This window comes from Faecalispora anaeroviscerum (genome assembly GCF_947568225.1).
Lineage (GTDB): Bacteria > Bacillota > Clostridia > Oscillospirales > Acutalibacteraceae > Faecalispora > Faecalispora anaeroviscerum.
Genome location: NZ_CANOOQ010000001.1, coordinates 788,538 through 809,720, shown reverse-complemented (window position 1 = coordinate 809,720; position 21,183 = coordinate 788,538). Strand labels below are relative to the sequence as shown.

The 21,183-nt window shown below is 49.9% G+C and carries 26 protein-coding genes; 2 read left to right on the top strand and 24 right to left on the bottom strand.

Features of this window, described 5'->3' with window-relative positions; all coding sequences use genetic code 11:
- Positions 1-2 precede the first annotated feature (2 nt).
- The 14 genes from QOS46_RS04000 to QOS46_RS03935 form a co-directional block, all read right to left on the bottom strand.
- Positions 3-227 carry a DNA-directed RNA polymerase subunit omega gene (locus QOS46_RS04000; RefSeq protein WP_283607439.1) on the bottom strand — a complete coding sequence of 75 codons (225 nt, stop codon included), beginning with the start codon at positions 225-227 and terminating at the stop codon, positions 3-5.
- Positions 208-834, bottom strand: a complete 627-nt coding sequence (gene gmk, locus QOS46_RS03995) for a guanylate kinase (RefSeq protein WP_283607438.1) — start codon at positions 832-834, stop codon at positions 208-210. Before gmk ends, QOS46_RS04000 begins: the two co-directional genes overlap by 20 nt.
- Entirely contained in the window at positions 821-1,096 is a 276-nt protein-coding gene (gene remA, locus QOS46_RS03990) for an extracellular matrix/biofilm regulator RemA (RefSeq protein ID WP_283607437.1), read from the bottom strand. Before remA ends, gmk begins: the two co-directional genes overlap by 14 nt.
- Before the next feature lie 23 nt (positions 1,097-1,119).
- Positions 1,120-1,998, bottom strand: coding sequence for a YicC/YloC family endoribonuclease (locus QOS46_RS03985; protein WP_283607436.1), 879 nt, complete (start codon positions 1,996-1,998; stop codon positions 1,120-1,122).
- A 275-nt stretch (positions 1,999-2,273) separates the two neighbouring features.
- Complete coding sequence (locus tag QOS46_RS03980; RefSeq protein ID WP_283607435.1) at positions 2,274-3,674, bottom strand: oxaloacetate decarboxylase subunit alpha; 1,401 nt, start codon at positions 3,672-3,674, stop codon at positions 2,274-2,276.
- Between the two features lie 13 nt (positions 3,675-3,687).
- Positions 3,688-4,104, bottom strand: coding sequence for a biotin/lipoyl-containing protein (locus QOS46_RS03975; RefSeq protein ID WP_283607434.1), 417 nt, complete (start codon positions 4,102-4,104; stop codon positions 3,688-3,690).
- A gap of 43 nt (positions 4,105-4,147) precedes the next feature.
- On the bottom strand, positions 4,148-5,506 hold the full coding sequence (locus QOS46_RS03970) for a carboxyl transferase domain-containing protein (RefSeq protein WP_283607433.1): 1,359 nt from the start codon (positions 5,504-5,506) through the stop codon (positions 4,148-4,150).
- 261 nt (positions 5,507-5,767) lie between these two features.
- The gene (locus QOS46_RS03965; protein ID WP_283607432.1) at positions 5,768-6,586 is read right to left on the bottom strand and encodes a pseudouridine synthase; all 819 of its coding nucleotides are present in this window, start codon (positions 6,584-6,586) and stop codon (positions 5,768-5,770) included.
- Positions 6,587-6,614: 28 nt separating this feature from the next.
- Positions 6,615-7,772: a D-alanyl-D-alanine carboxypeptidase family protein gene (locus QOS46_RS03960; protein WP_283607431.1), complete on the bottom strand. Its 1,158-nt coding sequence runs from the start codon at positions 7,770-7,772 to the stop codon at positions 6,615-6,617.
- A gap of 43 nt (positions 7,773-7,815) precedes the next feature.
- Complete coding sequence (ytfJ, locus tag QOS46_RS03955) at positions 7,816-8,244, bottom strand: GerW family sporulation protein (protein ID WP_283607430.1); 429 nt, start codon at positions 8,242-8,244, stop codon at positions 7,816-7,818.
- Positions 8,245-8,280: 36 nt separating this feature from the next.
- On the bottom strand, positions 8,281-8,943 hold the full coding sequence (locus tag QOS46_RS03950; RefSeq protein WP_283607429.1) for a DUF2953 domain-containing protein: 663 nt from the start codon (positions 8,941-8,943) through the stop codon (positions 8,281-8,283).
- A 41-nt stretch (positions 8,944-8,984) separates the two neighbouring features.
- On the bottom strand, positions 8,985-9,548 hold the full coding sequence (gene scpB / locus QOS46_RS03945; protein ID WP_283607428.1) for an SMC-Scp complex subunit ScpB: 564 nt from the start codon (positions 9,546-9,548) through the stop codon (positions 8,985-8,987).
- Positions 9,539-10,258: a segregation and condensation protein A gene (locus QOS46_RS03940; RefSeq protein WP_283607427.1), complete on the bottom strand. Its 720-nt coding sequence runs from the start codon at positions 10,256-10,258 to the stop codon at positions 9,539-9,541. The genes scpB and QOS46_RS03940 overlap by 10 nt, the downstream gene beginning before the upstream one ends.
- Before the next feature lie 3 nt (positions 10,259-10,261).
- The gene (locus tag QOS46_RS03935) at positions 10,262-10,963 is read right to left on the bottom strand and encodes a site-2 protease family protein (protein WP_283607426.1); all 702 of its coding nucleotides are present in this window, start codon (positions 10,961-10,963) and stop codon (positions 10,262-10,264) included.
- A gap of 357 nt (positions 10,964-11,320) precedes the next feature.
- Between QOS46_RS03935 and rpmB the strand changes: the two genes are divergently transcribed.
- Positions 11,321-11,509: a 50S ribosomal protein L28 gene (rpmB, locus tag QOS46_RS03930; protein WP_074432602.1), complete on the top strand. Its 189-nt coding sequence runs from the start codon at positions 11,321-11,323 to the stop codon at positions 11,507-11,509.
- Between the two features lie 287 nt (positions 11,510-11,796).
- Here rpmB and plsY read toward each other — a convergent pair whose 3' ends face one another.
- The 10 genes from plsY to hisH form a co-directional block, all read right to left on the bottom strand.
- Positions 11,797-12,513 carry a glycerol-3-phosphate 1-O-acyltransferase PlsY gene (plsY, locus tag QOS46_RS03925; protein ID WP_283607425.1) on the bottom strand — a complete coding sequence of 239 codons (717 nt, stop codon included), beginning with the start codon at positions 12,511-12,513 and terminating at the stop codon, positions 11,797-11,799.
- Positions 12,514-12,528: 15 nt separating this feature from the next.
- A complete protein-coding gene (der, locus tag QOS46_RS03920) occupies positions 12,529-13,851 on the bottom strand; it encodes a ribosome biogenesis GTPase Der (protein WP_283607424.1) in 1,323 nt (440 codons plus the stop codon).
- A gap of 433 nt (positions 13,852-14,284) precedes the next feature.
- On the bottom strand, positions 14,285-14,467 hold the full coding sequence (rpmF, locus tag QOS46_RS03915) for a 50S ribosomal protein L32 (protein ID WP_035316903.1): 183 nt from the start codon (positions 14,465-14,467) through the stop codon (positions 14,285-14,287).
- 27 nt (positions 14,468-14,494) lie between these two features.
- Entirely contained in the window at positions 14,495-14,989 is a 495-nt protein-coding gene (locus QOS46_RS03910) for a YceD family protein (protein WP_283607423.1), read from the bottom strand.
- A gap of 64 nt (positions 14,990-15,053) precedes the next feature.
- Entirely contained in the window at positions 15,054-15,797 is a 744-nt protein-coding gene (locus QOS46_RS03905) for a F420-0--gamma-glutamyl ligase (protein WP_283607422.1), read from the bottom strand.
- 118 nt (positions 15,798-15,915) lie between these two features.
- Positions 15,916-16,332 carry a hypothetical protein gene (locus QOS46_RS03900; RefSeq protein ID WP_283607421.1) on the bottom strand — a complete coding sequence of 139 codons (417 nt, stop codon included), beginning with the start codon at positions 16,330-16,332 and terminating at the stop codon, positions 15,916-15,918.
- Positions 16,333-16,404: 72 nt separating this feature from the next.
- Positions 16,405-17,745, bottom strand: a complete 1,341-nt coding sequence (locus QOS46_RS03895) for a glucose-6-phosphate isomerase (protein ID WP_283607420.1) — start codon at positions 17,743-17,745, stop codon at positions 16,405-16,407.
- Positions 17,746-17,860: 115 nt separating this feature from the next.
- Positions 17,861-19,000: a D-alanyl-D-alanine carboxypeptidase family protein gene (locus QOS46_RS03890; RefSeq protein ID WP_283607419.1), complete on the bottom strand. Its 1,140-nt coding sequence runs from the start codon at positions 18,998-19,000 to the stop codon at positions 17,861-17,863.
- Between the two features lie 221 nt (positions 19,001-19,221).
- Positions 19,222-19,980: an imidazole glycerol phosphate synthase subunit HisF gene (gene hisF, locus QOS46_RS03885; RefSeq protein ID WP_283607418.1), complete on the bottom strand. Its 759-nt coding sequence runs from the start codon at positions 19,978-19,980 to the stop codon at positions 19,222-19,224.
- Complete coding sequence (hisH, locus tag QOS46_RS03880; RefSeq protein WP_283607417.1) at positions 19,980-20,618, bottom strand: imidazole glycerol phosphate synthase subunit HisH; 639 nt, start codon at positions 20,616-20,618, stop codon at positions 19,980-19,982. Before hisH ends, hisF begins: the two co-directional genes overlap by 1 nt.
- A 217-nt stretch (positions 20,619-20,835) precedes the next feature.
- Between hisH and QOS46_RS03875 the strand changes: the two genes are divergently transcribed.
- Positions 20,836-21,054 (top strand): CDIF630_02480 family spore surface protein, encoded by a 219-nt coding sequence (locus tag QOS46_RS03875; RefSeq protein ID WP_283607416.1) that lies wholly within the window; start codon positions 20,836-20,838, stop codon positions 21,052-21,054.
- The last annotated feature ends 129 nt before the right edge of the window (positions 21,055-21,183 follow it).

Genomic DNA, 21,183 nt, shown 5'->3' with positions numbered 1-21,183 from the left:
GATTACTCATAAAAAGAAGAATCATTCTTCTCCTGGACTGGTAAAATGATTCTGTATTTATGCCGAATAAAATCCCGCACTGCCAGATCTACTGGTTTTTCGATTAAAATATCTCCTGCCTTTTCGGCATCATCCGCGATTTCTCGTGCACGTTTTGCAACTGCAACTACAATCGAGTATTGGCTCAAATTTTTCGGAGAAAAAGCCTCATGAGATGGTCTTAGCATAATTCAGCATCCTTTCAATATCAGCATCGGCGCGGCTAAAGCGGAGCTTTTCTGAACACAAAATGGCACAAATCTGCTCTACCGCGTGGTCTACTGTATCATTCACAATCAAATAATCGTAGTGCTTTGCCTCCTGAATCTCACCGCACGCGGATGTCATCCGCTTCTGAATCACCTCTTCGGTGTCAGAAGCGCGGTGGCGCAGCCGTGATTCCAGAACCTCCAGCGACGGCGGCAGCAAAAAAACACTGACACAGCCCGGATGTTTCTGTTTGATCTGGGCACCGCCCTGTACTTCGATCTCTAAAATTACGTCAAATCCCTGCTCCTGCCACTTGCGCACAGGCTCAGCGGGCGTGCCGTAAAAATTGCCGCAGTATTCAGCGTATTCCAGCATATCACCGTGCTCGATCATTGCCTGAAAGCGCTCACGGGTCACGAAGAAATAGTCCTTGCCGTCTACCTCACCGGGTCGAGGGCTGCGGGTGGTAGCGGAAACCGATAACCTCGCGGAGTCGTTTTGGTGCAGCAGTTCATGCAGCACCGTATCCTTTCCTACCCCCGACGGTCCCGAAAACACCAGCAACAAACCTTTAGTCATCCTCATCCAGCTCCTCATCCGCGATATCTTCATCCCGATCATTCAGTCGGTTGGCAACCGTTTCGGGCTGAACAGCAGACAGAATCACATGATCGCTGTCTGTGACGATCACCGCACGGGTACGTCTGCCATAGGTTGCGTCAATCAAAGTGCCGCGCTCCTTAGCATCCTGTATAATGCGCTTGATCGGTGCGGATTCCGGGCTGACAATTGCCACCAGACGATTGGCGGACACCATATTGCCAAAACCAATGTTAATTAGTTTCATGCAGTGCTTCCTCCTAAGAATGACTATTCAATATTCTGAATCTGTTCTCTGATCTTTTCAATTTCAGCTTTCATATTTACCACCATATAAGCGATCTGAGAATCAGACGCCTTGGAACCGATGGTATTTGTTTCGCGATTCATTTCCTGAACCAGAAAATCCAGTTTTCTGCCAATGGCCTCAGAGGATTCCAGCATCAGGTTCATCTGGTCAAAATGGCTGCGCAGGCGCACGGTTTCTTCCGCCACAGCAATTTTGTCGGCGAAAATAGCGGCTTCCGTCAACATGCGCTGCTCATCAATATTGCTTTCGTGCAGAACATCCTGCAGGCGGGCCAGCAGCTTTTGCTGGTATTCCTGTACGGTAACAGGGGAACGCTCTTCCACCGCCTGTACCAAAGACAAAATCGTTTGGGCGCGGGCCAGGATGTCCTCCTTTAGACGGGTTCCTTCCCGTTCTCTCATTTGGAGCAGCTGCTCTAAAGCCTGTTTGGTCACCTGAGAAACGATCTCCCAGATCTGATCCTCATCTTCCGGCGTGCGGTGAACGGTAAAGATATCACTGTACCGGGCCAAACCCATCACAGTGATATCATCCCTTAAAGCATACTTGTCGCGCAGCTCTACCAGCGCATTCAAATAGCCCGCAGCCATCGAATGGTTCACAAGAACCTGTGCATCGGCGTCCTCCAGCGTTTCAACTGAAACGAAAACATCCACCTTGCCGCGGGAGATTCCCTGCTGCAGCAGCGCCTTCAGCTTTTCATCCAGAAAGGAATAGCCCCGAGTGATTTTTGAGTTAAACTCGAAATACCGATGATTGACCGATTTGATTTCTACTATGATATATCGCCCATCCAGGGTTCCTTCTGCGCGGCCATACCCCGTCATACTTTTTATCATGGCGTATCATCCCAACGTTAGTAAGATTGCGAAAGCCCAGCTTTCAAAGTATTATCACTTCATTTTACCAGTTTTATTACACAATTGCAACCTTCGTCGTTTGTTATTGCAATGCCACTTTAAAAATAGATTTCTATAAAAATTTTACGTTTTTACACCGATTGCGCAGAGAAGCAATCGCCGGTTTGATAGGAGGAAAAAGGAGCCAGCAAGGAATAACAGCCCCAGCGCCTGAAACAGGCCCTGGGACTGTTATGAATACAATTCAGATTACATCAAACAGGGTGAACCTGCTTCTCTTCGTTCCCAAGCTTGCTGTTAATGCCGTATTTGGCATCGCGGCGCTTACGGAAGAAATCTTCGGCCACCTTCGGGAACTGTGCATAGGACAAAACGTCCTCTTCCTGCTCTGTCCACTGAGCCGCTTCCTTGCGCAGGGTTTCCAGCTCAGGAGAAAGCAGATCCGCCGGACGGCAGGTAATCGGCGTTTCGTTGCCGATAATCTTTTTCTGGAATGCAGGATCAATCTCAACCGGAGTCTTGCCATACTTGCCGGCTACCATATCCTTAAATTCCTTTGTACACATCTTATACCGCTCGCCGGTGATGACGTTGAACACAGCCTGTGAACCGACGATCTGAGAGGTAGGCGTTACCAGAGGCGGATAACCGGAATCCTGACGGACACGCGGAACCTCCTGCAGCACCTCTTCCAGCTGGTCGGCCTTGCCGGCCTGCTTGAGCTGAGAGAGCAGGTTTGACAGCATGCCACCGGGTACTTGATAATGCAGCGCCTTTGTGTTGGTCGCCAGCAGCTGGGGATCCAACAGGCCATTGTTGATATACTTCTCACGCAGAGTCATGAAATACTCGCGAATTTCGTTGAGAAGAACCAGATCCAGGCCGGTATCGTACTCAGTACCTTCAAATGCAGCGACAATCGATTCTGTCGGCGCGTGAGAGGTACCCAGAGCCAACGGCGACATCGCAGTATCTACCAAATCCACGCCGGCTTCCACACCCTTCATTATGCACATGGAGGCAAGGCCGGAAGTGTAGTGGGTATGCAGCTGAATCGGCAGATCCACAGCGGATTTGAGCGCCCCCACAAGCTCTTCTGTACGATACGGAGTCAGCAGAGCAGCCATATCCTTAATGCAGATCGAATCTGCACCGGCTTCTTGAATCCGTTTGGCATAGTCGATATAATACTCATTCGTGAAGACGGGTCCGGTCGTGTAAGAAATACCAACCTGAGCGTGTGCGCCCTCTTTCTTGGCGGCCTTGATGGCTCGCTCAAGGTTGCGCAAGTCGTTCAGCGCGTCAAAAATACGGATGACATCGATACCGTTTGCGACGCTGCGCTGTACGAAATAATCGACAACATCATCTGCATAATGGCGGTAGCCAAGCATGTTCTGGCCGCGGAACAGCATTTGCAGTTTGGTTTTGGGGCAAAGACGGCGGATGGTGCGCAGTCTGTCCCAGGGGTCTTCATTCAGAAAGCGCAGGCAGGCGTCGAACGTGGCGCCACCCCAGCACTCCAGAGAATGAAAGCCCACTTCATCCAGCTGCGGTAGGATCGGGAGCATTTCTTCTGTTGACATTCTGGTAGCAATCAAGGACTGATGCGCATCGCGCAGAACGGTTTCGGTAATTCCTATTTTTTTAGCCATGATTTAGCCTCCCTTACTGGAAGGATACGAGAGCGTCGCCGGGATTCACGGCGTCACCCTTCGATACATGAACACCGGCAATCACGCCGTCCTGCGGAGCCATGATCTCGTTTTCCATCTTCATGGCCTCGAGAATCAGCAGAACCTGCCCTTTTTTGACGGAATCACCGGCAGAAACAGCAATGTTCAGAATTGTACCGGGCATAGGAGCGCTTAGGGAGTTTGCGCCGGCCGCCGGCTTTGCCGCCTTAGGAGCAGCAGGAGCCGGAGCAGGGGCAGCAACAGGGGCCGGGGCCGGTGCAACTGCCACGGGAGCGGGGGCAGCAACAGGAGCCGGAGCAGCTACAGGTACAGCCGGAGCCGCAGCGTTGGTTTCTTCTACCTGCACGTTATAAGCGACACCGTTTACGGTGATTTTGAGATTTTTCATTTTCATATCCCCTTTTCATTCAATCGATAATAAAACGAACTTTTTACATCGGAATATTGCTGTGCTTTTTCGGCAGGGTGGAAACACGCTTGCCGGCCAGCATCTCCAAGTTAGAAACCAGCTTTTGGCGGGTTTCTTCCGGAAGAATAATATCTTCCACATAACCGTCAGCCGCTGCCGCAAACGGCGACGCCTGAGTCGTTTTATAATCTTCAATCAGCTGTTTGCGCTGCTCGATGGGATTTTCTGAGCCAGCCAGCTGATCGCCGGACTGGAACAGAGCGGCCGCGGAAGGCGAAATGGGAGATACCACCGCGCTGGTCCATGCCATTGTTACATCCGCGTTGGCTCCACGGCCTGCGGTAGCAATATAGAATGCACCCACAGCTTGGCCGGAAATCACGGTGATCTTAACGGTAGTAGCCTCGGAATACGCGGCGGAGAGCTTTGCAGCCTCGCGCAGAGACGCAAACTTATCAGCGTCCACAATCGTAATCAGTGGCAGAGAAAACGCGTCACAGAAGCGAACGAACCGGGCGGCCTTCGAGCAGCAGTAGGAACCGACCACATCGCGGTAAGCGATCATTCCGACGGAAGTCCCGTTAATCAGTGCTAGACCAGTAATAGCGGAGGTGCCATATTCGGGGCAGAACTCCATGAAACTGCCGTCATCCACAACCGCAGAAATAATGTCTGTTACCTTTGCACCCTCCTGCAGCTCGGAATTGCTGCAAACACCGAGAGTGTCGGCCTCCGGAGCCAAAGCCAGGTTATTCGAAGGCAGGCGGCAAAGCACCTGACGTGCTCTGTCCAGAGCCTCTTCTTCGGTTTTCTCTACCCAATGGGCCAGTCCCAGTTTGGCCGCCGCTTTTGCGGAGCCGTCCTCATCGCCTGTTTCCACAGTGAAAGTTGCATTTTCCGCCATAACAACAAAGTCGGCGCAGGCTGCAATCAGAGCAGAGGTGCCTACACAGGGACCGAGTACAACAGAAATTTGAGGAACCACACCGGACAAATTATTGCTTTTCAGCAAAATTTCTCCATACGCCGCGAGCAGCTCGGCCCCTTCTTTCAGATGTCCGCCCACAGAATCATAGATTCCCACAACCGGTGTTCCGGTTTTCAACGCCAGATCATACAGCTTGCGAATCTTATACGCCTGCGATTTGGACATTGCTCCCCCGTCGACTTCGCTGTCCTGTGCAAAAACATAGACCGGTAACCCGCCGACATACCCGAAGCCGGTTACAACTTCTGCCGAATGGTCAGCAGATTTTGCATAAGCATCCAATTCCTGAAAGGAGCCTTCGTCTACCAAGAGGGAAATACGCTGATACACTTTTTTACTCTCAGCAGCATCGCGAGCGCTTTGTAGCAATTCTTTATTGCCGACAACACTCATGTTTTTGTTCCTCCATTCCTTTGCAATATACTATTTTTCACGATACAAATCATACAGATGACCAATGACTTATGCCCAATTTCATTCTTTCTTCTCCAAAAAAACGAAAATGAATCCATAATTCAACAATCAATACTTGGTATTATTATACTGTATTCCCATAGGAATAACAAGCCGAAACACACAAAAAAATCAATAGAAATATGAGTAACCGCTGAAAAAGACGGAATGTTCAAATTAGGAACCATTCCGTCTTCGGCATTATTTTTTAGGAGAAAATTTTGGCTTGCGGCGTACTGCGGGCCTGGCGGCGGTTTTAGTCTTCTCTGGCTCGGGCTCCGGCTCGGGTTCCTTGTCCCCTTTTGCTGCAGCCATTAGTCGTTTGACCTCTTCCCCGGTCAAATTCCGCCACTGGCCGGGCTGAAGCATACCCATGCGAACGGGGCCGACAGAGATGCGCTTCAGTCTGGCTACATCCAGTCCCAGAGCTTCGCACATCTTTCGAATTTCGCGGTTGCGGCCCTCGTACAATACGACTTCCAGTACGACTCTGCCCGGCTCCTGAGAAATAATATGCACATTGGCCGGCGCAGTTTTCTGGCCGTCAATCACAATTCCAACGGCGATCTGCGTGAGCTGATCCTCCGTTACGCCGGGGCGTACGGTAACACGATATGTTTTCGATACATGTTTCGACGGGTGCGTCATCGCATTCGCAAACGCGCCGTCGTTTGTCATCAGAAGCAGGCCCTCCGATTCTCTGTCAAGCCTCCCTACGGGATAAACCCGTTCCGGAATCTCGCTGACGAGCTCCGCCACGCATTTGCGCTCCATTTCATCACTCATAGTTGTAATAAATCCGCGGGGCTTATGCAGCATAATATATACATTTTTAGTGCGCTTTGCAACATTTCTCCCGTGAACCGTCACTTTATCCTTGTGTACGTCCACCTTGTCGCCAATCTTCGCCACCATGCCGTTCACACGTACGGCACCTGCGGCAATCATTTCCTCCGCTTTTCGGCGGGATGCGATGCCGCTGTCAGCGAGCATTTTTTGCAGTCTAACGTCTTTTGCCATAAATTACTTCCTTACTGAATTTTCTGATTTATTGAAAAATCGATTTAATTCTGTCCCATATTTTTTCCATTCGTGTTTTTTGCGGCTGCGGGCACTCTACCACCTGCTCCGCCAAAAGCGGAACCTCAAGTATGACCTTCCCGTCCAGCAAATAGCTGACCGTGCCTAGCATTTCGCCTTCCCGGATGGGTGCATAAACAAAACGCGGCAGCTCCACCTGCTGCTTCATTCGAGCGATCTCGTCATCCGTTAGCGAAATGCTGTCTGCTGTACCCGGAACAATCGAAACAGTCTCGGCCGTACCGCCGACGACGGGAAGGGTATAACGCAAGGCGGCAGTATCCGGAGTAAACGAATGCAGCTTAGCAAAACCATAGTTAAAGAGCTTACTGTGATCGTCCCAGTCATTCGGCGCATTGAGGGTAACGGCCACAAGGCGGACGCCATCCCGCTGAGCTGCGCTGACCAAACACCGCCCCGCCTTTTTGGTAAAGCCGGTTTTAATACCGATGCTGTCCGGATACAGACTAAGCAGGCGGTTATGGTTTCCGTAGCTGATCGTCTGCTCCGGGTTGATGAATTTTACGGTCATTTGCTTTTGCGACACGATGCCGGCGAACCGGCTGTTATTTAAAGCCTCGGCACCCAAAAGCGCCATGTCGTACGCAGTGGAATAGTGCATAGCCGAATCAAGACCGGAGGGGGTAACGAAGTGCGTGTTCTTCATGCCGATTTCCTGCGCACGGGCATTCATCAGCTCTGCAAATTTGGCAGCGCTACCGGCCATGGCTATTGCCGCGGTATTGGCGGCATCGTTGCCCGAAACCATCAGCATGCCCACAGCAAGATCGCTCAGATGAAGCTTGTTCCCGGGCATCAGCCCCATGGAGGAACCTTCCACCCGAACCATCTCATCCGTAACGGTCACAACCGGGTCTTTCACCTCTGCCTGCTCCAGCGCGAGCAGCGCCGTCATTATTTTCGTTGTGCTGGCCATGGGCAGCTGCAGAGATTCCTGTTTGGCAAACAAAATCTTGCCACTGTCCGCATCGATCAATACCGCCGCTCTGGCGGAAACCTCCGGCGTACTGGTTTGCTCCTGTGTCTGTGCAGATACCGCAGAAAAAAGAGGTATCGTTAAAACTGCCGCGATCAGCGCCGCAAAAACTCTCTTTAACAAACTCATCACCTGCCTGCTAATAGTATGCAGGCAGGCGTCGGTTTATTAGTTAGATTTGAGGGTCGTCCATCTTGCCGGATTCGGTGGAGGAAGCGGATTTTTTTGCTTTCTTCTGCCCGATCATGTCGTTGACCTTGTCAAACACTTCGGGTACCATGCCGATCACGCGATCCACAGAGCCGTGGTACGGGTCGACCTGCATCATTCGCACATTACCGCCGCTGATAGTCAGAAACGCTACCGGCTGAATGGTGATTCCCGCCGCAGCTCCGCCGCCGAACATATTCTTCTCCCCGGCGGTCTTTACCGGCAGATCGGAACCGCCGGAACCAAAGCCGTAAGAGATTTTCGAAACCGGAATAATGATTGTTCCGTCCGGAGACGTTATGGGGTCGCCAATAATGGAATTGACGTCCACCATCTGCTTGATCTTCTCCAGGGTCGTATCCATCATGCCTTCAATTGGATGTTCACTCATTTGATTACACCGCTCTTTCTTTATCAGTTTCCTCTATTATGATTTTCCCACAGCTTCTCCGGTCATTGCAGCCTGCCGGCCTTCTTCTCGTTTTTGCCGAAGGATCATTTTAACGTACCGCAAGAGTGCGTACAAGCCAACCGTGATCAGAAACACCAAGCGGACGCTTCCGTCCAGAAACATCTGCGCGGAGAGTTCCTCTCCGTTAAAATTTGGCGTTATCCGCACATCGTAGTGCCTGCATCGAAATGCCGTTACCAGCGTGCTGGCCGCAGGATAAATCACTCCGCCAATCGTGCCGTACAACACAGCCGTTGTGGCCGCATCCTCCGCCCCGATGGTAACGTGTATCTTCATTTCCTTCAAAACAAAGTGCAACAGCAGTCGTTTTGCCGCGCCCGCGGCGATGGAAGCAAGCTCAGAAAGGAATTTCAGAAATCCCGCGAACCCCTTTTCTTTTATTATATCCCGAATAGACTGCTTTTTGTCTGGCTTGCCGGTTTTTTTCTCTTCTTTTTTCTTTTTTTCAGCTTCGCTCTCTGGCTTTTCCTCTGTGGGGAAGCGATAACGGAAGAACAGGTACCGCGCCTCTCCGGAAAATCCATCCTCCATGCCAAAGGAGAAACGGATTTTTACCCGAGCTGCCAGCAGCAGCGCCAACAGGCCGAGAATGCCCAGTAAAATCCAAACCCAGGTCATTGGCGCGTACCCTCCTTTGCTTTTGTGCTCCGTCCGAAAGCCTAAAGTGTTTTCTCCAAAATATCCTCTTCCTCCTCATCCGATTCCTCCCGGTTGCTCTGAGGCAACGGGGGCAGATCGTGCAGGGAGGAAAGATTAAAGCAGCGAAGAAAATTAGAGGTTGTTCCATACAGCAACGGGCGACCCGGCAAATCAAGCCGGCCCCGTTCCTCCACAAGCCCTTTTTCACACAGGTTAGAGATCACCCCTGAGCTGTCCACTCCGCGCACCTGCTCCACAAAGGCCTTGGTTATCGGCTGTTGGTAAGCAATTACCGCCAAAACCTCCATCGCCGCCTGTGAAAGAGGAGCATTCCTTCTTAAGTCCAGTGTGCGCCGTACCGTTTCACCGTATTCATCAGCGCTGCACATTTGATACTGATTTTCTAACTGTACGATCCGGATTCCTCTGGCGGACTGGTTAAAGGAATCCATCACGCTTTTCATGAGCCTCCCCGCCGTGGCTCGATCCAGTTCTAATGCTTCCGCAATTCGCTCCAGCGGAACAGCATCCCCGCTGGAAAACAGGATGGCTTCGATCGCACCCTGCAATTTTTTTATTTCCATCGATCAGCACCGCCAGTCAACAGAGTAATCGTTGTTCCGCCGTCCTCTCCGTCTACACGGACGCGGTGATTTTTCACTAGCTCCAGCACCGCCAGAAACGTCGCTACCAGATCTGATTTCTGCCGGCTTTCCCACAAAAGATCATGAAACGGCATCCGCGTTTGCTTCCACAAGCGGCGGAGCACAAAGATAATCCGCGAAGCGACCGAAACGGGCTTGCGGGTTACAATACCGTCAAAGGATTCCGCCGGCGGGGGCAAAAAGCGTTTTCCCCTTCCCGCCGCACTGAGATATGCCGCAAGCAGCTCGTCCGGGCTGTGGGAACGGCTGTACGCCCGTTCCGGCGGCAAGGGCGCCGGCGGCCGAATGAACGAGTCCCACGAAAAGAACCCGGCTAGGGCCTGCGCCGTGCGCTTCCACTCTTGATATTCCATCAGCTGCCCGGTTAGCTCTCGGCGCAGTTCCTCCGCTTCTTCATTCTTGGGAAGAAGCGAAACGGTTTTTAAATATACTAGACGTGCGGCCATCTCCAGAAACTCGCTGGAAACCTCCATCTGCTGCTCCTGCATTCTCCCAATCTGCTCCAGATACTGGTCGAGCAGCTCTGAAATCGAGATTTCGCAGATCTCCACCTTGTTTTTGGAAATCAACGCCAAAAGCAGATCGAGGGGACCGTTAAACACATCCAGATGATATGACAGCTTTTCCATTTCTTAAAATGCGCCGAATAGGCGGAACGGAAGGGCTGCGAGCCATTCTACACCTGACTGCACCCACATCTGCATCAGGCTCAGCGGAAGATCCAGAACACCAAGGAACAACAGCACAAACAGCGCCAGCATAATCATCTGCTGATTCTGATAATACCGATACATCGCGCGGTCCGATAAAAAGGCTCCCAGGATTCTAGAGCCGTCGAGCGGCGGCAGGGGAATCAGGTTAAATACCGCCAGCATGACATTGATGGCAACATAATACTGAAAAAACACCGCAATTCCGATCATAATCGCATGCGGGATGCTCCCAATAAACAGGTAAGCAACATTCAGAAGGATCGCGCCCACCAGCGCGGCCACAATATTGGAAACCGGACCTGCCAGAGCAGTGATCGCCATATCGCGCTTCGGATTTTTAAAATTGCGAGGGTCTACTGGAACAGGCTTGGCCCAACCGAAGCCGAACAGCAGAATTGCAAGCGCTCCGAGCGGATCGATACTGGCCAGCGGATTGATCGTCAGGCGGCCCTGATATGCCGCCGTATTGTCGCCCAGCTTTTTTGCCATCCAGCCGTGAGCGAACTCATGGATAGGCAAAACGCAAAAAATGATGACCAGAACAGCCAAAATCTGCATGATGACGCTGGTCATATCAATTTGGTACCCTTTGAAAATGGATTGAATTACTTGATAAAGCATTTTTACCGCCTTTCGCAGCACAGCAGCCATATGACCGCGTTCCCGGTTCCGTTGCAGAGATAGCTCGTGTTGATTCCTCCGCCTGTGACAAAGAAATCAAAGATTGTCTCACTCAATGGAATTGCCTTGACTGCCTGTACGTAAAAGTGTATGATTTGTTAGCATTATAATACGTTTTCCAATAAAAGACAAGAGAATGTTCCCCACCGATTCGGGACGCTATGCGGCGGAAGAACCGTTATTTTGGTTGATTTTTGCAATTCCTGTGGAAATGAGTGAAAAAAAGCTTGCAATTAGCGTTTAGATTTGCTAGAATATTCTTCGTAGTTTAAAGCCCTTTAAAGGAGGTGCAGACACATGGCGAAGTGTGAGGTTTGTGGCAAGGATATTGCTTTCGGTATAAAAGTTTCTCATTCTCACAGACGTGCGAACAGAACTTGGAAGCCCAATGTAAAACGCGTAAAGGCAGTTGTTAACGGCAGTCCGAAGCGGATTTACGCCTGCACCCGTTGTTTACGTTCCAACAAAGTGACCCGCGCAGTTTGATGACGTAAAACCGGAAAGTTTAGAGGAGCCTGATGTAGGTTCCTTTTTTCTTTTTTATGGCCGTTTCGATTTGGCCATTCAAAGGAACACACAAAGAACAGCTGCAGACAGTTTTAGTCTGCGGCTGTTCTTTTCAAAATAATTCCTGCGCAGGAAATACCGGTCACTGCAATGTTGATTTGCTTTTCGATAAAAAGCAAGTCGGACTTCATCCGGCTCAAGCGATAAAAAAACACTCTTCCCCATTTTTTTACGGAGAAGAGCATTTTTTATAACATGATTTCTAATTACTGCGGTGGGGACTTATGGGAACGCAGACTGACTTTCTTTTCCGTTCCATCCAGAATCCGTTTGATATTCCCCCGGTGCTTGATGATGATAATGCACCCGATGATAAAGGAAGAAATCGTGGCAATCACAACGTAAGAGAGCGGCACCGTAGCGCTGGAACGGTAATCGTAAAAAAAGGTCAGGAAGAAGGTGGCGAACGGGTAGGTAGCCGCGCCGCAGATCGAGCCCAGTGAAACCATTTTAGAACAGAATACCGCAATGAAAAAAGCAGCCCAAACAATAATGGAAACGCGCCAGTCGATGATCATGATCATCGCGATGGAGGTCACCACTCCCTTGCCGCCCCGGAAGCCGAAGTACAAGGGGAAAATATGGCCCAAAATACACACGATACCGGCAATATAGGCGCCTGTCTGCTCAATGACCACGGGAGAAATGCCGGGGATTTGAAAAAAATAGCTGAAAATAGCCCGGCCAGCCAGAACGGCCAGAACACACTTTAAAAAGTCAAAGAGAAAGGTTAGAGCCGCCGGCAGTCTGCCGACAGAACGCAGCACGTTTGTTGCACCAGCATTTCCGCTGCCCATCTTGCGAATATCCGTCTTTTGGCCGAACATTCGGGTAATCAGAATGGAAGAATTGACGCTGCCCAGCAAATACGCAACCAAAGCGGTCAGAACGATTGCCAGAATGATGTTTTGTAGATTCTCCAAAGAAAATCCTCCTCCTTATTTGTCCCCGCGCTCCCGAACAACCATCCGGATCGGAGTGCCCTCTAGTCCAAAGGTTTCGCGAATTCGATTTTCCAGGTAACGCTGATAGGAAAAATGAAACAAATCCTCGGAATTGACAAAACAAATAAAGGTCGGCGGCTTCACAGAAGCCTGAGTAATGTAATAAATCTTCAGGCGCTTGCCCTTATCCGTAGGCGGCTGAACGCGCGCCGTAGCCTGTGCCAGAATATCATTCAATATGCCGGTGCTGATGCGCATAGAATTCATGCTGGCCACATGCTTGATGGTTTCAAAGAGACGGTCTACCCTCTGCCCCGTCTGGGCGGAAATAAAGAGAATGGGCGCATAGGACATGAAGGAAAAATCTTTTTCCAACTGCTTGCGGTATTCATTCATGGTATAACCGTCTTTTTCTATCGCGTCCCATTTATTAACCGCAATCACGCAGCCCTTGCCCGCCTCATGCGCACGGCCTGCCACCTTAGAGTCCTGCTCAGTAAAGCCAACAGTGGCATCAATCATGATCACGCAGACATCGGAGCGCTCAATGGCCATTTCGGCACGAAGAATGCTGTATCGCTCAACAGAATCCTCAATTTTGTTCTGGCGGCGGATTCCAGCGGTATCGATTAGAATAAAGATGCCGAATTCATTTTCAATTTTGGTATCGATCGCATCACGGGTCGTTCCGGCTATATCAGATACAATGCTGCGGTTTTCGCCGGAAACATAGTTGATCAAAGAGGATTTTCCTACGTTCGGTTTCCCGATCACAGCAACCCGAATGACCTCTTCTTCATCCTCCTCCCCGGTTTCCTCCGGGAAGAAGTCGACAATACGGTCCAGCAAATCGCCTGTGCCATGACCGTGTACAGAAGAAACCGCAACCGGCTCCCCAAGACCCAGATTATAAAATTCATAAAAGTCAGGCGGTGGGTCACCGATCTGGTCGCACTTATTCACGCACAGAATCACCGGGCGGCCGCTTTTCTGCAGCATCGCCGCAACCTCCATATCCGTCGCTACCACGCCGGAACGAAGATCTGTTACCATCACAATGACGTCTGCGGAATCAATCGCAAGCTGAGCCTGCGCCCGCATTTGAGACAGAATGATATCCTTGGATTCCGGCTCGATTCCACCGGTATCTACCAGACTGAATTTATGACTTCCCCATTCACAGTCACCAAAGATTCGGTCTCTGGTAACACCGGGGGTGTCTTCTACTATAGAAAGGCGTTGGCCGATCAGCTTATTGAACAGGGTGGATTTCCCCACGTTTGGCCGGCCGACAACCGCCACAATCGGTTTGATCAAATTATACTTCCTCCTACCGCTGCATTACACAGCCCTCATCAAAATCGTTTTTAGGTAGCACCGCATAAAAGCCGCATAATAAATGCAATCCGGATGTACTTCGTTTGCAAATTCTATATTTGTACATAAGCCCTTCTGCCACGCGGAACTGGAATTCAACCGTTTTATTTTACCCCAAAACGATTTGGAGTATCTGCCTTTTAATACGTTTGATTATGGCATTTAATTGGCGATTCGTCAAGTAATTCCACAATAAAAACACAAACGCTTTGCTTGTTTTGTGCAGAAAATTTTCGTCTTGATTTTTTTCACAAAAACCATCTCGCAGAATCTGTATTCGCTTATGATCTTAGCGAATACAATTGATTTTCAGTCAAGAAAAAACAGAGAAGGATCGCTCCTTCTCTGTTCTCTGCGAAAATAAAAAAAGAAATCAAGCTTCTTTTTTCAAAACATCTCTGCCGTTATAGTAACCGCAGCTGCCGCAAACTCTGTGAGCCAGTTTATACTCACCGCACTTCGGACATCTTGCCAGAGCGGGGGCGCTCAGCTTCCAAACATTGGAACGTCTCTTATTCTGTCTTGCGCTGGATAATTTTCTCTTTGGTACCGCCATTATCAGCACCTCCTTATATCTTTAAAATTAATCTATCAGCTGTTTCAGAACCGCCAAACGAGGATCTGTCTGCCGGGAAACACATTGGCACATCCCCTGATTCAGGTTTTGTCCACATTGCGAGCAAAGGCCCTTGCAATCTGGTGAACACAAGAATCTGGTGGGCAGTTCCAACAAAACATCCTCCCGCAGCAGCGTATCCAAATCCAAACGATGATTCTCTGCGACGATATACAGGTCGCTGCCCTCATCTGTTAAAGAGGACACCACAATATGTGAAAAAGAAAGATCATAGTGAGTACGGAATTCCGTTGTGCAGCGATCGCAGGGAATTTCAAAATCAAAGGAAACCCGGGCATCCAACTTTGCGGAGCCCGCATGACTTCGAACCGTTCCTGTTACCGCAACGGGAGAAACAAACGGATGAAAACCGTTTACAGTGGTAGAGGAGAAAGACATTTCATAAGAAAACGGGAGAATTTCACCGTCACTTAGCATGATCTTTTTCAGTTCAATAATCATATCATTTACCTCGACACTACAATATGCTATTATATCGACTTGCTTCTCTTTTGTCAACAATAAATCAGGATAAATCTGCTTTTTTTATCAAAATCAGCGGAGTCAGCTCATCCGATTGTCCTGCAGGGTTGTCTTTGATCATCGCGATCAAATCCTCATCCTGCACCGGAGCCAGAGTATCGGATTTACCGAAGATGACAACGCTCAGGTCGTTGGCATCTACCAAGAGACAGTCTATCCCAAGCTCCTGCTGGATGTCGTTACAGACCTTTACCGGTTCCTTTGGGTTCAGCAACGCCAGATCATGGTACAGCTCGAAGGAAGAACCCATATAGAATCCATCAATTCCATCAATTCCATGTCCGGCAATCTTATAAAACACACCGTGCATTCCAAACAGCTTTGTGACTGCGGAACAGAATGCAGCCAAAAGGATTCTAGGCAGGCCCGCCAGATTAATCGCCAGCTGAAGCTTATACGGCTCGTCCATGGCAATTCCGTGATTATTCGAAGAAGCAAACTTAGATAAAAAACGCGCCCAAAAGCCGATTTTTACATCCTTCTTCTCTACCACATTGTTCTGGCACATGGAAATGATCTTCTCACTCATGGACAGAATATCTCCGGGCTGATATAAGGGCAAAACGTACTTTCTTACCAGCTCCACATACGATTCGCCGCGCTCCACAAAATGCGTCTGAACCGCATACCGCTGGTGCTCCTGACCGTTCACCGTTACGGGGTCACGCAAAAAATAGGTAATCCCGTTTTCCTCTCGCTTGGCTTCCGGCAGATTTCTAAACGACATACAGATGATCTCCTCGCTGTCTTTTTGCACAAAAGCGCTGCCGGCAGTAAAAAACTGCCAGCAGCTCTACCTTTACAAATACTGACATTCTAAACTATGATTGAAAGCAAAAGCCAAATCAGATCTCGGCGATCTCCGCCTTTATGCCCTCAGGAAGCTCGTTCTGATCAAGAGAAACGGAAAGAAGGATTTTGGTATTGGCCAGTTCAGACAGAGCATTTGCTTTCTCAACGAGAGAACTCAGAACCGCAGTGTCGGAACCGATGATTTTGAACGTGGAATCGATAAAGAGATCGGTCACATCATAGTTTCCAGCGCAGATGCCGCTGATGAAGCCGTACAGACCATCCATGCCCTGCACCCCATAAGCGTCGATGTCAACCAGTCTGGCTCTGTGGGAAATGTCGTAAGTGAGCTTTAACCCCTTTTCAATTACCACCACGTTGCCATCCGATTTTTTGACTGCAGCATTCGCCATTTCAATCAGTTTTTTTGTCTTTCCGGAACCTTTTTTACCGATGATGAGAGTGACCATATCAAAACTCCTCCTGCTATTTTTTAGTATTTCCGCAAAATGCGGATTTCAATCCTGAAAACATAGAATCTATCAATGTTTCAGACGGGCCTGCAAAGCAGCCTTCTCGGCCTCATACCCGGGCTTGCCCAATAAAGCAAACATGTTTTTCTTGTAGCTTTCTACGCCAGGCTGGTCAAACGGATTGACCCCCAGCAGATAGCCGGAAATCGCACAGGCTTTTTCGAAGAAATAGATCAGCTCGCCGAGCGATTTTTCAGAAAAATCTGCTACCCGCAGCACAATGTTGGGAACACCGCCGTCCACGTGCGCCAGAACGGTTCCTTCAAAGGCCTTTTCGTTGATATAGGCCATAGATTTCCCCTGAAGGAAATTCAGCCCATCCACATTCTCCGGGTCGTTGCCAAGCGTAATCTCCTGTTTGGCCTGCTCGAACAGAACTACCGTTTCAATTAGAAGCCGGCGGCCGTCCTGTACATACTGGCCCATGGAATGCAGATCGGTCGAAAAAATAACGGAAGCCGGGAACAGACCTTTTTGATCCTTTCCTTCACTTTCGCCATAAAGCTGCTTCCACCACTCGCACATCATGGTAAAGCAAGGCTCATAGCTGGCTAAGAGTTCGACCGTTTTTCCCTTTCGGTACAGCAGATTGCGAATGGCTGCGTATTGATAACATGGATTTTGTTGTAAATCAGGATTCGAATACTCGTCTCTTGCCTGTAAAGCACCCTGCATCAGCTGAGTAAGATCGGCTCCGCTAACCGCAATCGGGAGAAGTCCCACAGCGGTAAGCACAGAATACCGCCCGCCAACATCGTCGGGTACCACAAAGGTTTCGTACCCTTCCTGATCTGCCAGCTTTTTCAGGGTTCCTCGCGCACGGTCTGTGGTGCAATAGATTCTTTCGCAGGCAGCCTGCTTGCCATACTTCTTCTCCAACAACTCCCGGAATACACGAAACGCGATGGCCGGTTCGGTTGTCGTACCGGATTTCGAGATCATGTTAATGGATACATCTTTCCCTTCACAGATGGAAAGAAGCTCAGCCAGTGCACTGGAGCTGATGCTGTTGCCGGCAAAATAAATATCCGGCGTGTCTTTTTTCATCGAATTATAGTATGGGGATTTTAAAAATTCAATCGCAGCGCGCGCACCAAGGTAAGAACCGCCGATTCCAATGACAACAAAAACATCGGTATTCGAACGGATTTTCGCCGCCGCTGACTGAATGCGTGAAAATTCTTCCTTATCGTACTCGCCGGGCAAATCCAACCAGCCAAGATAATCGCTGCCAGGGCCGCTTCTAGAATGAAGCAGCTCGTGTGCAAGCTTTACCTGAGGTTCGATTGCTTCCAGTTCGCCTGAATTCATAAAACCGGACAGATGCTGTGCGTCAAGCTTCACAGACATGAATGCTAACCTCCTGTCATTTTCTGAATCCTTTTGTTTATTTTACAATATCTTAGCATTATTTGCAAGGCGGCGGCCGCAAGAATTTACGAATAATTTCGGTGGAATTTACCAATCAGAAGGAGATCATCCCCATGCAAAGCAGGCGGAATACGGAGAAGAACGTGATTTTTTCCACCGCCGTTTTGGCGTGGATGTCGGTTTCCAGAAGGGTTTCATCCCCCAGCTTATACGTAATTTTCCCAATAATCTGCCCGGCCTCCACAGGGGCCTCCAGGGAATCTGCCACCACGATCTGGCTGGCTACCTCGGATTCCTTGCCCTTTGGTACCAACAGGGCGGGATTATCGGTTGTTTCAGGCTCCACCGAAGACCGCATGCCGTTACTGACCGGAACCTGCTGCAGCTCGGGCTTTTCCGGGGTGGCCATCGACCAATTCGCAAATCCGTAATCCAACAGCTTTGCCGCCGAGGAAAACCGATCGTCGGTAGAGGAACTGCCCAGAATGACCGCGATCAGATTGACTGAGCCTCTGGTTGCGGAAGCACTGATACAGCTGCCCGCTTTCCCCGTCGTTCCCGTTTTCAGGCCCGTGATTCCCTTATAGGTTTTGATCAGTTTGTTGGTGTTGACCAGCTGTGTCTTGCCGTCGCGCACATGGTCGATCCACGTGAGGGTATACTCCGTGATTTTAGGGTGCTTGAGCAGCTCCGCAGACATCAGCGCAACATCGTTTGCCGAGGTCAGGTGACCGTCTTCATCCAATCCGTTGCAGTTCTTAAAGGTGGTGTCTTCCATGCCAAGCTCCTTGGCTTTTGCGTTCATCATGCCCAAAAAATCATCCTCGGTGCCCGCCACATGCTCCGCAAGAGCCACAGCGGCGTCGTTCGCGCTCATAATTACAGTGGCCTTAATCAGATCATTGACAGACATGGTTTCCCCCTGCTGCAGCCAAATATCCGACCCGCCCATAGAGGCCGCGTGGGCACTTGCAGTGACCGTATCGGTCAGCGCAATTTTACCGGAATCGATCGCCTCCATAACTAGCAGGAGTGTCATGACCTTGGTAATGGAAGCAGCCGGACGTTTTTCATGGGAATTCTTTTCGTACAGGACCTTACCGGTTTTTGCTTCCATCAGAATTGCCGCGGGGGCCTTCACCTCTTCGTTCGAAATCGCCATCGCGGGAGCAGTGGCGAAAATCAGGACACAGACGGATAACAGCACAGAAATTGTTTGTTTTTTCCAATTCACCTTTCCTACACCTCCAGCATAGAAAACCGGTATCCCGGTTTTTTCAGAATAAACCGAACTTACTCCATTCCCCCGGCACGCGCAGTTTGACCGGTTTGGGCAGAGGAACAGAACTTGGTAATTCTTATGCCGTGTCCGGCAAATCTATCCATAAAGCGAGAAATAATCGGAAAAAGAAGCGGATTCCGGTTCCCCGGAATCCGCTTCAAAGCACCCGTCGATTACAAACGGACAGGAATCTGTTTTTCTTTTAAATATTTTTTCAGCTCCGGGATGGTGATCTCTCCGAAATGGAACAGCGAAGCTGCCAAAACAGCATCGGCCTTTCCCGCGGTAAACGCGTCGTAAAAATCCTTCAGACTGCCGGCCCCGCCGGAGGCGATCACCGGAACGCCCACCTGCTCAGAAATCGCGGCGGTCAGCTCCAGATCGTACCCATCCTTTGTTCCGTCGCAGTCCATGCTCGTCAGCAGGATTTCCCCCGCACCGAAGGAGACCGCTTTTTTTGCCCACTCCACGGCGTCCAGACCCGTATCGATTCGGCCGCCGTTTAGGTAAACCGTCCAGCCGCCGGAGGATGCACGCTTGGCGTCGATAGCACATACTACACACTGGCTTCCGAATTTTTGAGCAGCCTCACTGATCAGCGACGGATTGCGCACCGCCGCGGAATTGACCGAAACCTTATCTGCCCCCGCGCGCAGCAGCTGGGTGAAATCTTCCACCGAGCGAATGCCGCCGCCTACCGTAAACGGAATGAAAATGCGCTCCGCGACACGCTGCACCAGCTCTACAATCGTTCCGCGCGCCTGCACGGTTGCGGTAATATCCAAAAACACCAGCTCGTCCGCGCCCTGCTTATCATACTGTACCGCAGCTTCCACCGGGTCGCCCGCATCGCGCAAATTAACAAAATTCGTTCCCTTGACCACGCGCCCGTTATTGACATCCAAACACGGGATGATTCGTTTCGCATACATCAGCAGATTTCTCTCCCTTCCTGACCGGTTTTCGCCATTTGCGCAAAATTTCTTAGCATTTGAAGACCGGCCTGTCCGCTTTTTTCGGGATGGAACTGGGTAGCAAAAACATTCCCGGATTGCACTGAGGCATCAATTGTAACGCCGTACTGCGTGCGTGAAGACACGATTTTTCGTACAGGCGAGTGCAGGTAATAGGAGTGGACAAAATAAACGTAAGATTGATCCGGCACTTGGCTGAACATGCCGTTTTTTTGGTCAAGTGTCAGGGAATTCCAACCGATATGTGGAATTTTCAACCCCTCACCGTCCGGAATCCGGCAAATTTTCCCGGGAAATACAGAAAGCCCCTTCACCCCCGGGGATTCTTCGCTCTCTTCAAATAACAGCTGCATTCCAAGGCAAATACCCAAAAACGGTCGTCCACTCGCGATAAAATCAAGTGCCGGCTGCCACAGCCCGGATTGCTCCAAGGATGCCGCGGCATCTCCAAAGGAGCCGACTCCCGGCAAAACAGCTGCCTGTGCCTGCATCAGCCGATCGGCATCGCGGGTGATTTCCACCTCCGCACCGATAAAGCGAAACGCGTTGACGACGCTTTTTAAATTACCCGCCCCATAGTCCAGAATACTGATCATAAGCTCTGCCCTCTTTGCCATCCCGGACAAAATGCCGGTTCGAATTTTGCAATTTACTATTCTAGGTGCAAAGCACCAATTGAATAAAAAAATACTATTTTTTATTTAGATAAAACAAATGCATTGCGTCTATTTTATCATGTTTTCACTCTGGTAGCAAATGAAAGTGCGTATTTTTTCGATGTGATGTCGCACAATAATTGCGGAGGTGTGATGCATGCTATTTCACAGAAAAGACAAAGAGGAGCTTGGCCGGCGTGAACGGCTGAACTCTGCCGCAAAAGTGACCGGTCCCGGGCCGGAACGGGATGATACAAATAAGATTACCATTCCCATTACCTATCCGGACAGACGCTACCGCAAAACGAAAGCGGCCATGCCATCTGACGAAAATGTAAAAGAAGCCAAGGACTGGGTAGACTTCAATATTAAATAACAATAGCGGGGAAGAACAAAAATTTCTGTTCTTCCCCGCTATTGTCTCTGTAAAAGCTCTCATATTTTCGGTCGTTCCCCAATATATTCTTTTAAGAAGCAGAATCAAAATGAACACGAAGGGAAGCTG

Bases quoted from the DNA above. Each gene is read 5' to 3' on its own strand.
- QOS46_RS03960 (WP_283607431.1), bottom strand. From the start codon at position 7,772: ATGAGTTTGTTAAAGAGAGTTTTTGCGGCGCTGATCGCGGCAGTTTTA.
- remA (WP_283607437.1), bottom strand. From the start codon at position 1,096: ATGAAACTAATTAACATTGGTTTTGGCAATATGGTGTCCGCCAATCGT.
- QOS46_RS03905 (WP_283607422.1), bottom strand. From the start codon at position 15,797: ATGTCGTTTAGAAATCTGCCGGAAGCCAAGCGAGAGGAAAACGGGATT.
- gmk (WP_283607438.1), bottom strand. From the start codon at position 834: ATGAGGATGACTAAAGGTTTGTTGCTGGTGTTTTCGGGACCGTCGGGG.
- QOS46_RS03910 (WP_283607423.1), bottom strand. From the start codon at position 14,989: ATGATTATTGAACTGAAAAAGATCATGCTAAGTGACGGTGAAATTCTC.
- QOS46_RS03975 (WP_283607434.1), bottom strand. From the start codon at position 4,104: ATGAAAAATCTCAAAATCACCGTAAACGGTGTCGCTTATAACGTGCAG.
- QOS46_RS03985 (WP_283607436.1), bottom strand. From the start codon at position 1,998: ATGATAAAAAGTATGACGGGGTATGGCCGCGCAGAAGGAACCCTGGAT.
- QOS46_RS04000 (WP_283607439.1), bottom strand. From the start codon at position 227: ATGCTAAGACCATCTCATGAGGCTTTTTCTCCGAAAAATTTGAGCCAA.
- hisF (WP_283607418.1), bottom strand. From the start codon at position 19,980: ATGTATGCGAAACGAATCATCCCGTGTTTGGATGTCAATAACGGGCGC.
- QOS46_RS03935 (WP_283607426.1), bottom strand. From the start codon at position 10,963: ATGCTTTATCAAGTAATTCAATCCATTTTCAAAGGGTACCAAATTGAT.
- QOS46_RS03940 (WP_283607427.1), bottom strand. From the start codon at position 10,258: ATGGAAAAGCTGTCATATCATCTGGATGTGTTTAACGGTCCCCTCGAT.
- QOS46_RS03965 (WP_283607432.1), bottom strand. From the start codon at position 6,586: ATGGCAAAAGACGTTAGACTGCAAAAAATGCTCGCTGACAGCGGCATC.
- QOS46_RS03980 (WP_283607435.1), bottom strand. From the start codon at position 3,674: ATGGCTAAAAAAATAGGAATTACCGAAACCGTTCTGCGCGATGCGCAT.
- QOS46_RS03950 (WP_283607429.1), bottom strand. From the start codon at position 8,943: ATGACCTGGGTTTGGATTTTACTGGGCATTCTCGGCCTGTTGGCGCTG.
- QOS46_RS03970 (WP_283607433.1), bottom strand. From the start codon at position 5,506: ATGAGTGTTGTCGGCAATAAAGAATTGCTACAAAGCGCTCGCGATGCT.
- QOS46_RS03895 (WP_283607420.1), bottom strand. From the start codon at position 17,745: ATGTCTGTGAAGCTTGACGCACAGCATCTGTCCGGTTTTATGAATTCA.
- hisH (WP_283607417.1), bottom strand. From the start codon at position 20,618: ATGATCAGTATTCTGGACTATGGGGCGGGTAATTTAAAAAGCGTCGTC.
- QOS46_RS03875 (WP_283607416.1), top strand. From the start codon at position 20,836: ATGCTATTTCACAGAAAAGACAAAGAGGAGCTTGGCCGGCGTGAACGG.
- ytfJ (WP_283607430.1), bottom strand. From the start codon at position 8,244: ATGAGTGAACATCCAATTGAAGGCATGATGGATACGACCCTGGAGAAG.
- rpmF (WP_035316903.1), bottom strand. From the start codon at position 14,467: ATGGCGGTACCAAAGAGAAAATTATCCAGCGCAAGACAGAATAAGAGA.
- scpB (WP_283607428.1), bottom strand. From the start codon at position 9,548: ATGGAAATAAAAAAATTGCAGGGTGCGATCGAAGCCATCCTGTTTTCC.
- rpmB (WP_074432602.1), top strand. From the start codon at position 11,321: ATGGCGAAGTGTGAGGTTTGTGGCAAGGATATTGCTTTCGGTATAAAA.
- QOS46_RS03900 (WP_283607421.1), bottom strand. From the start codon at position 16,332: ATGGTCACTCTCATCATCGGTAAAAAAGGTTCCGGAAAGACAAAAAAA.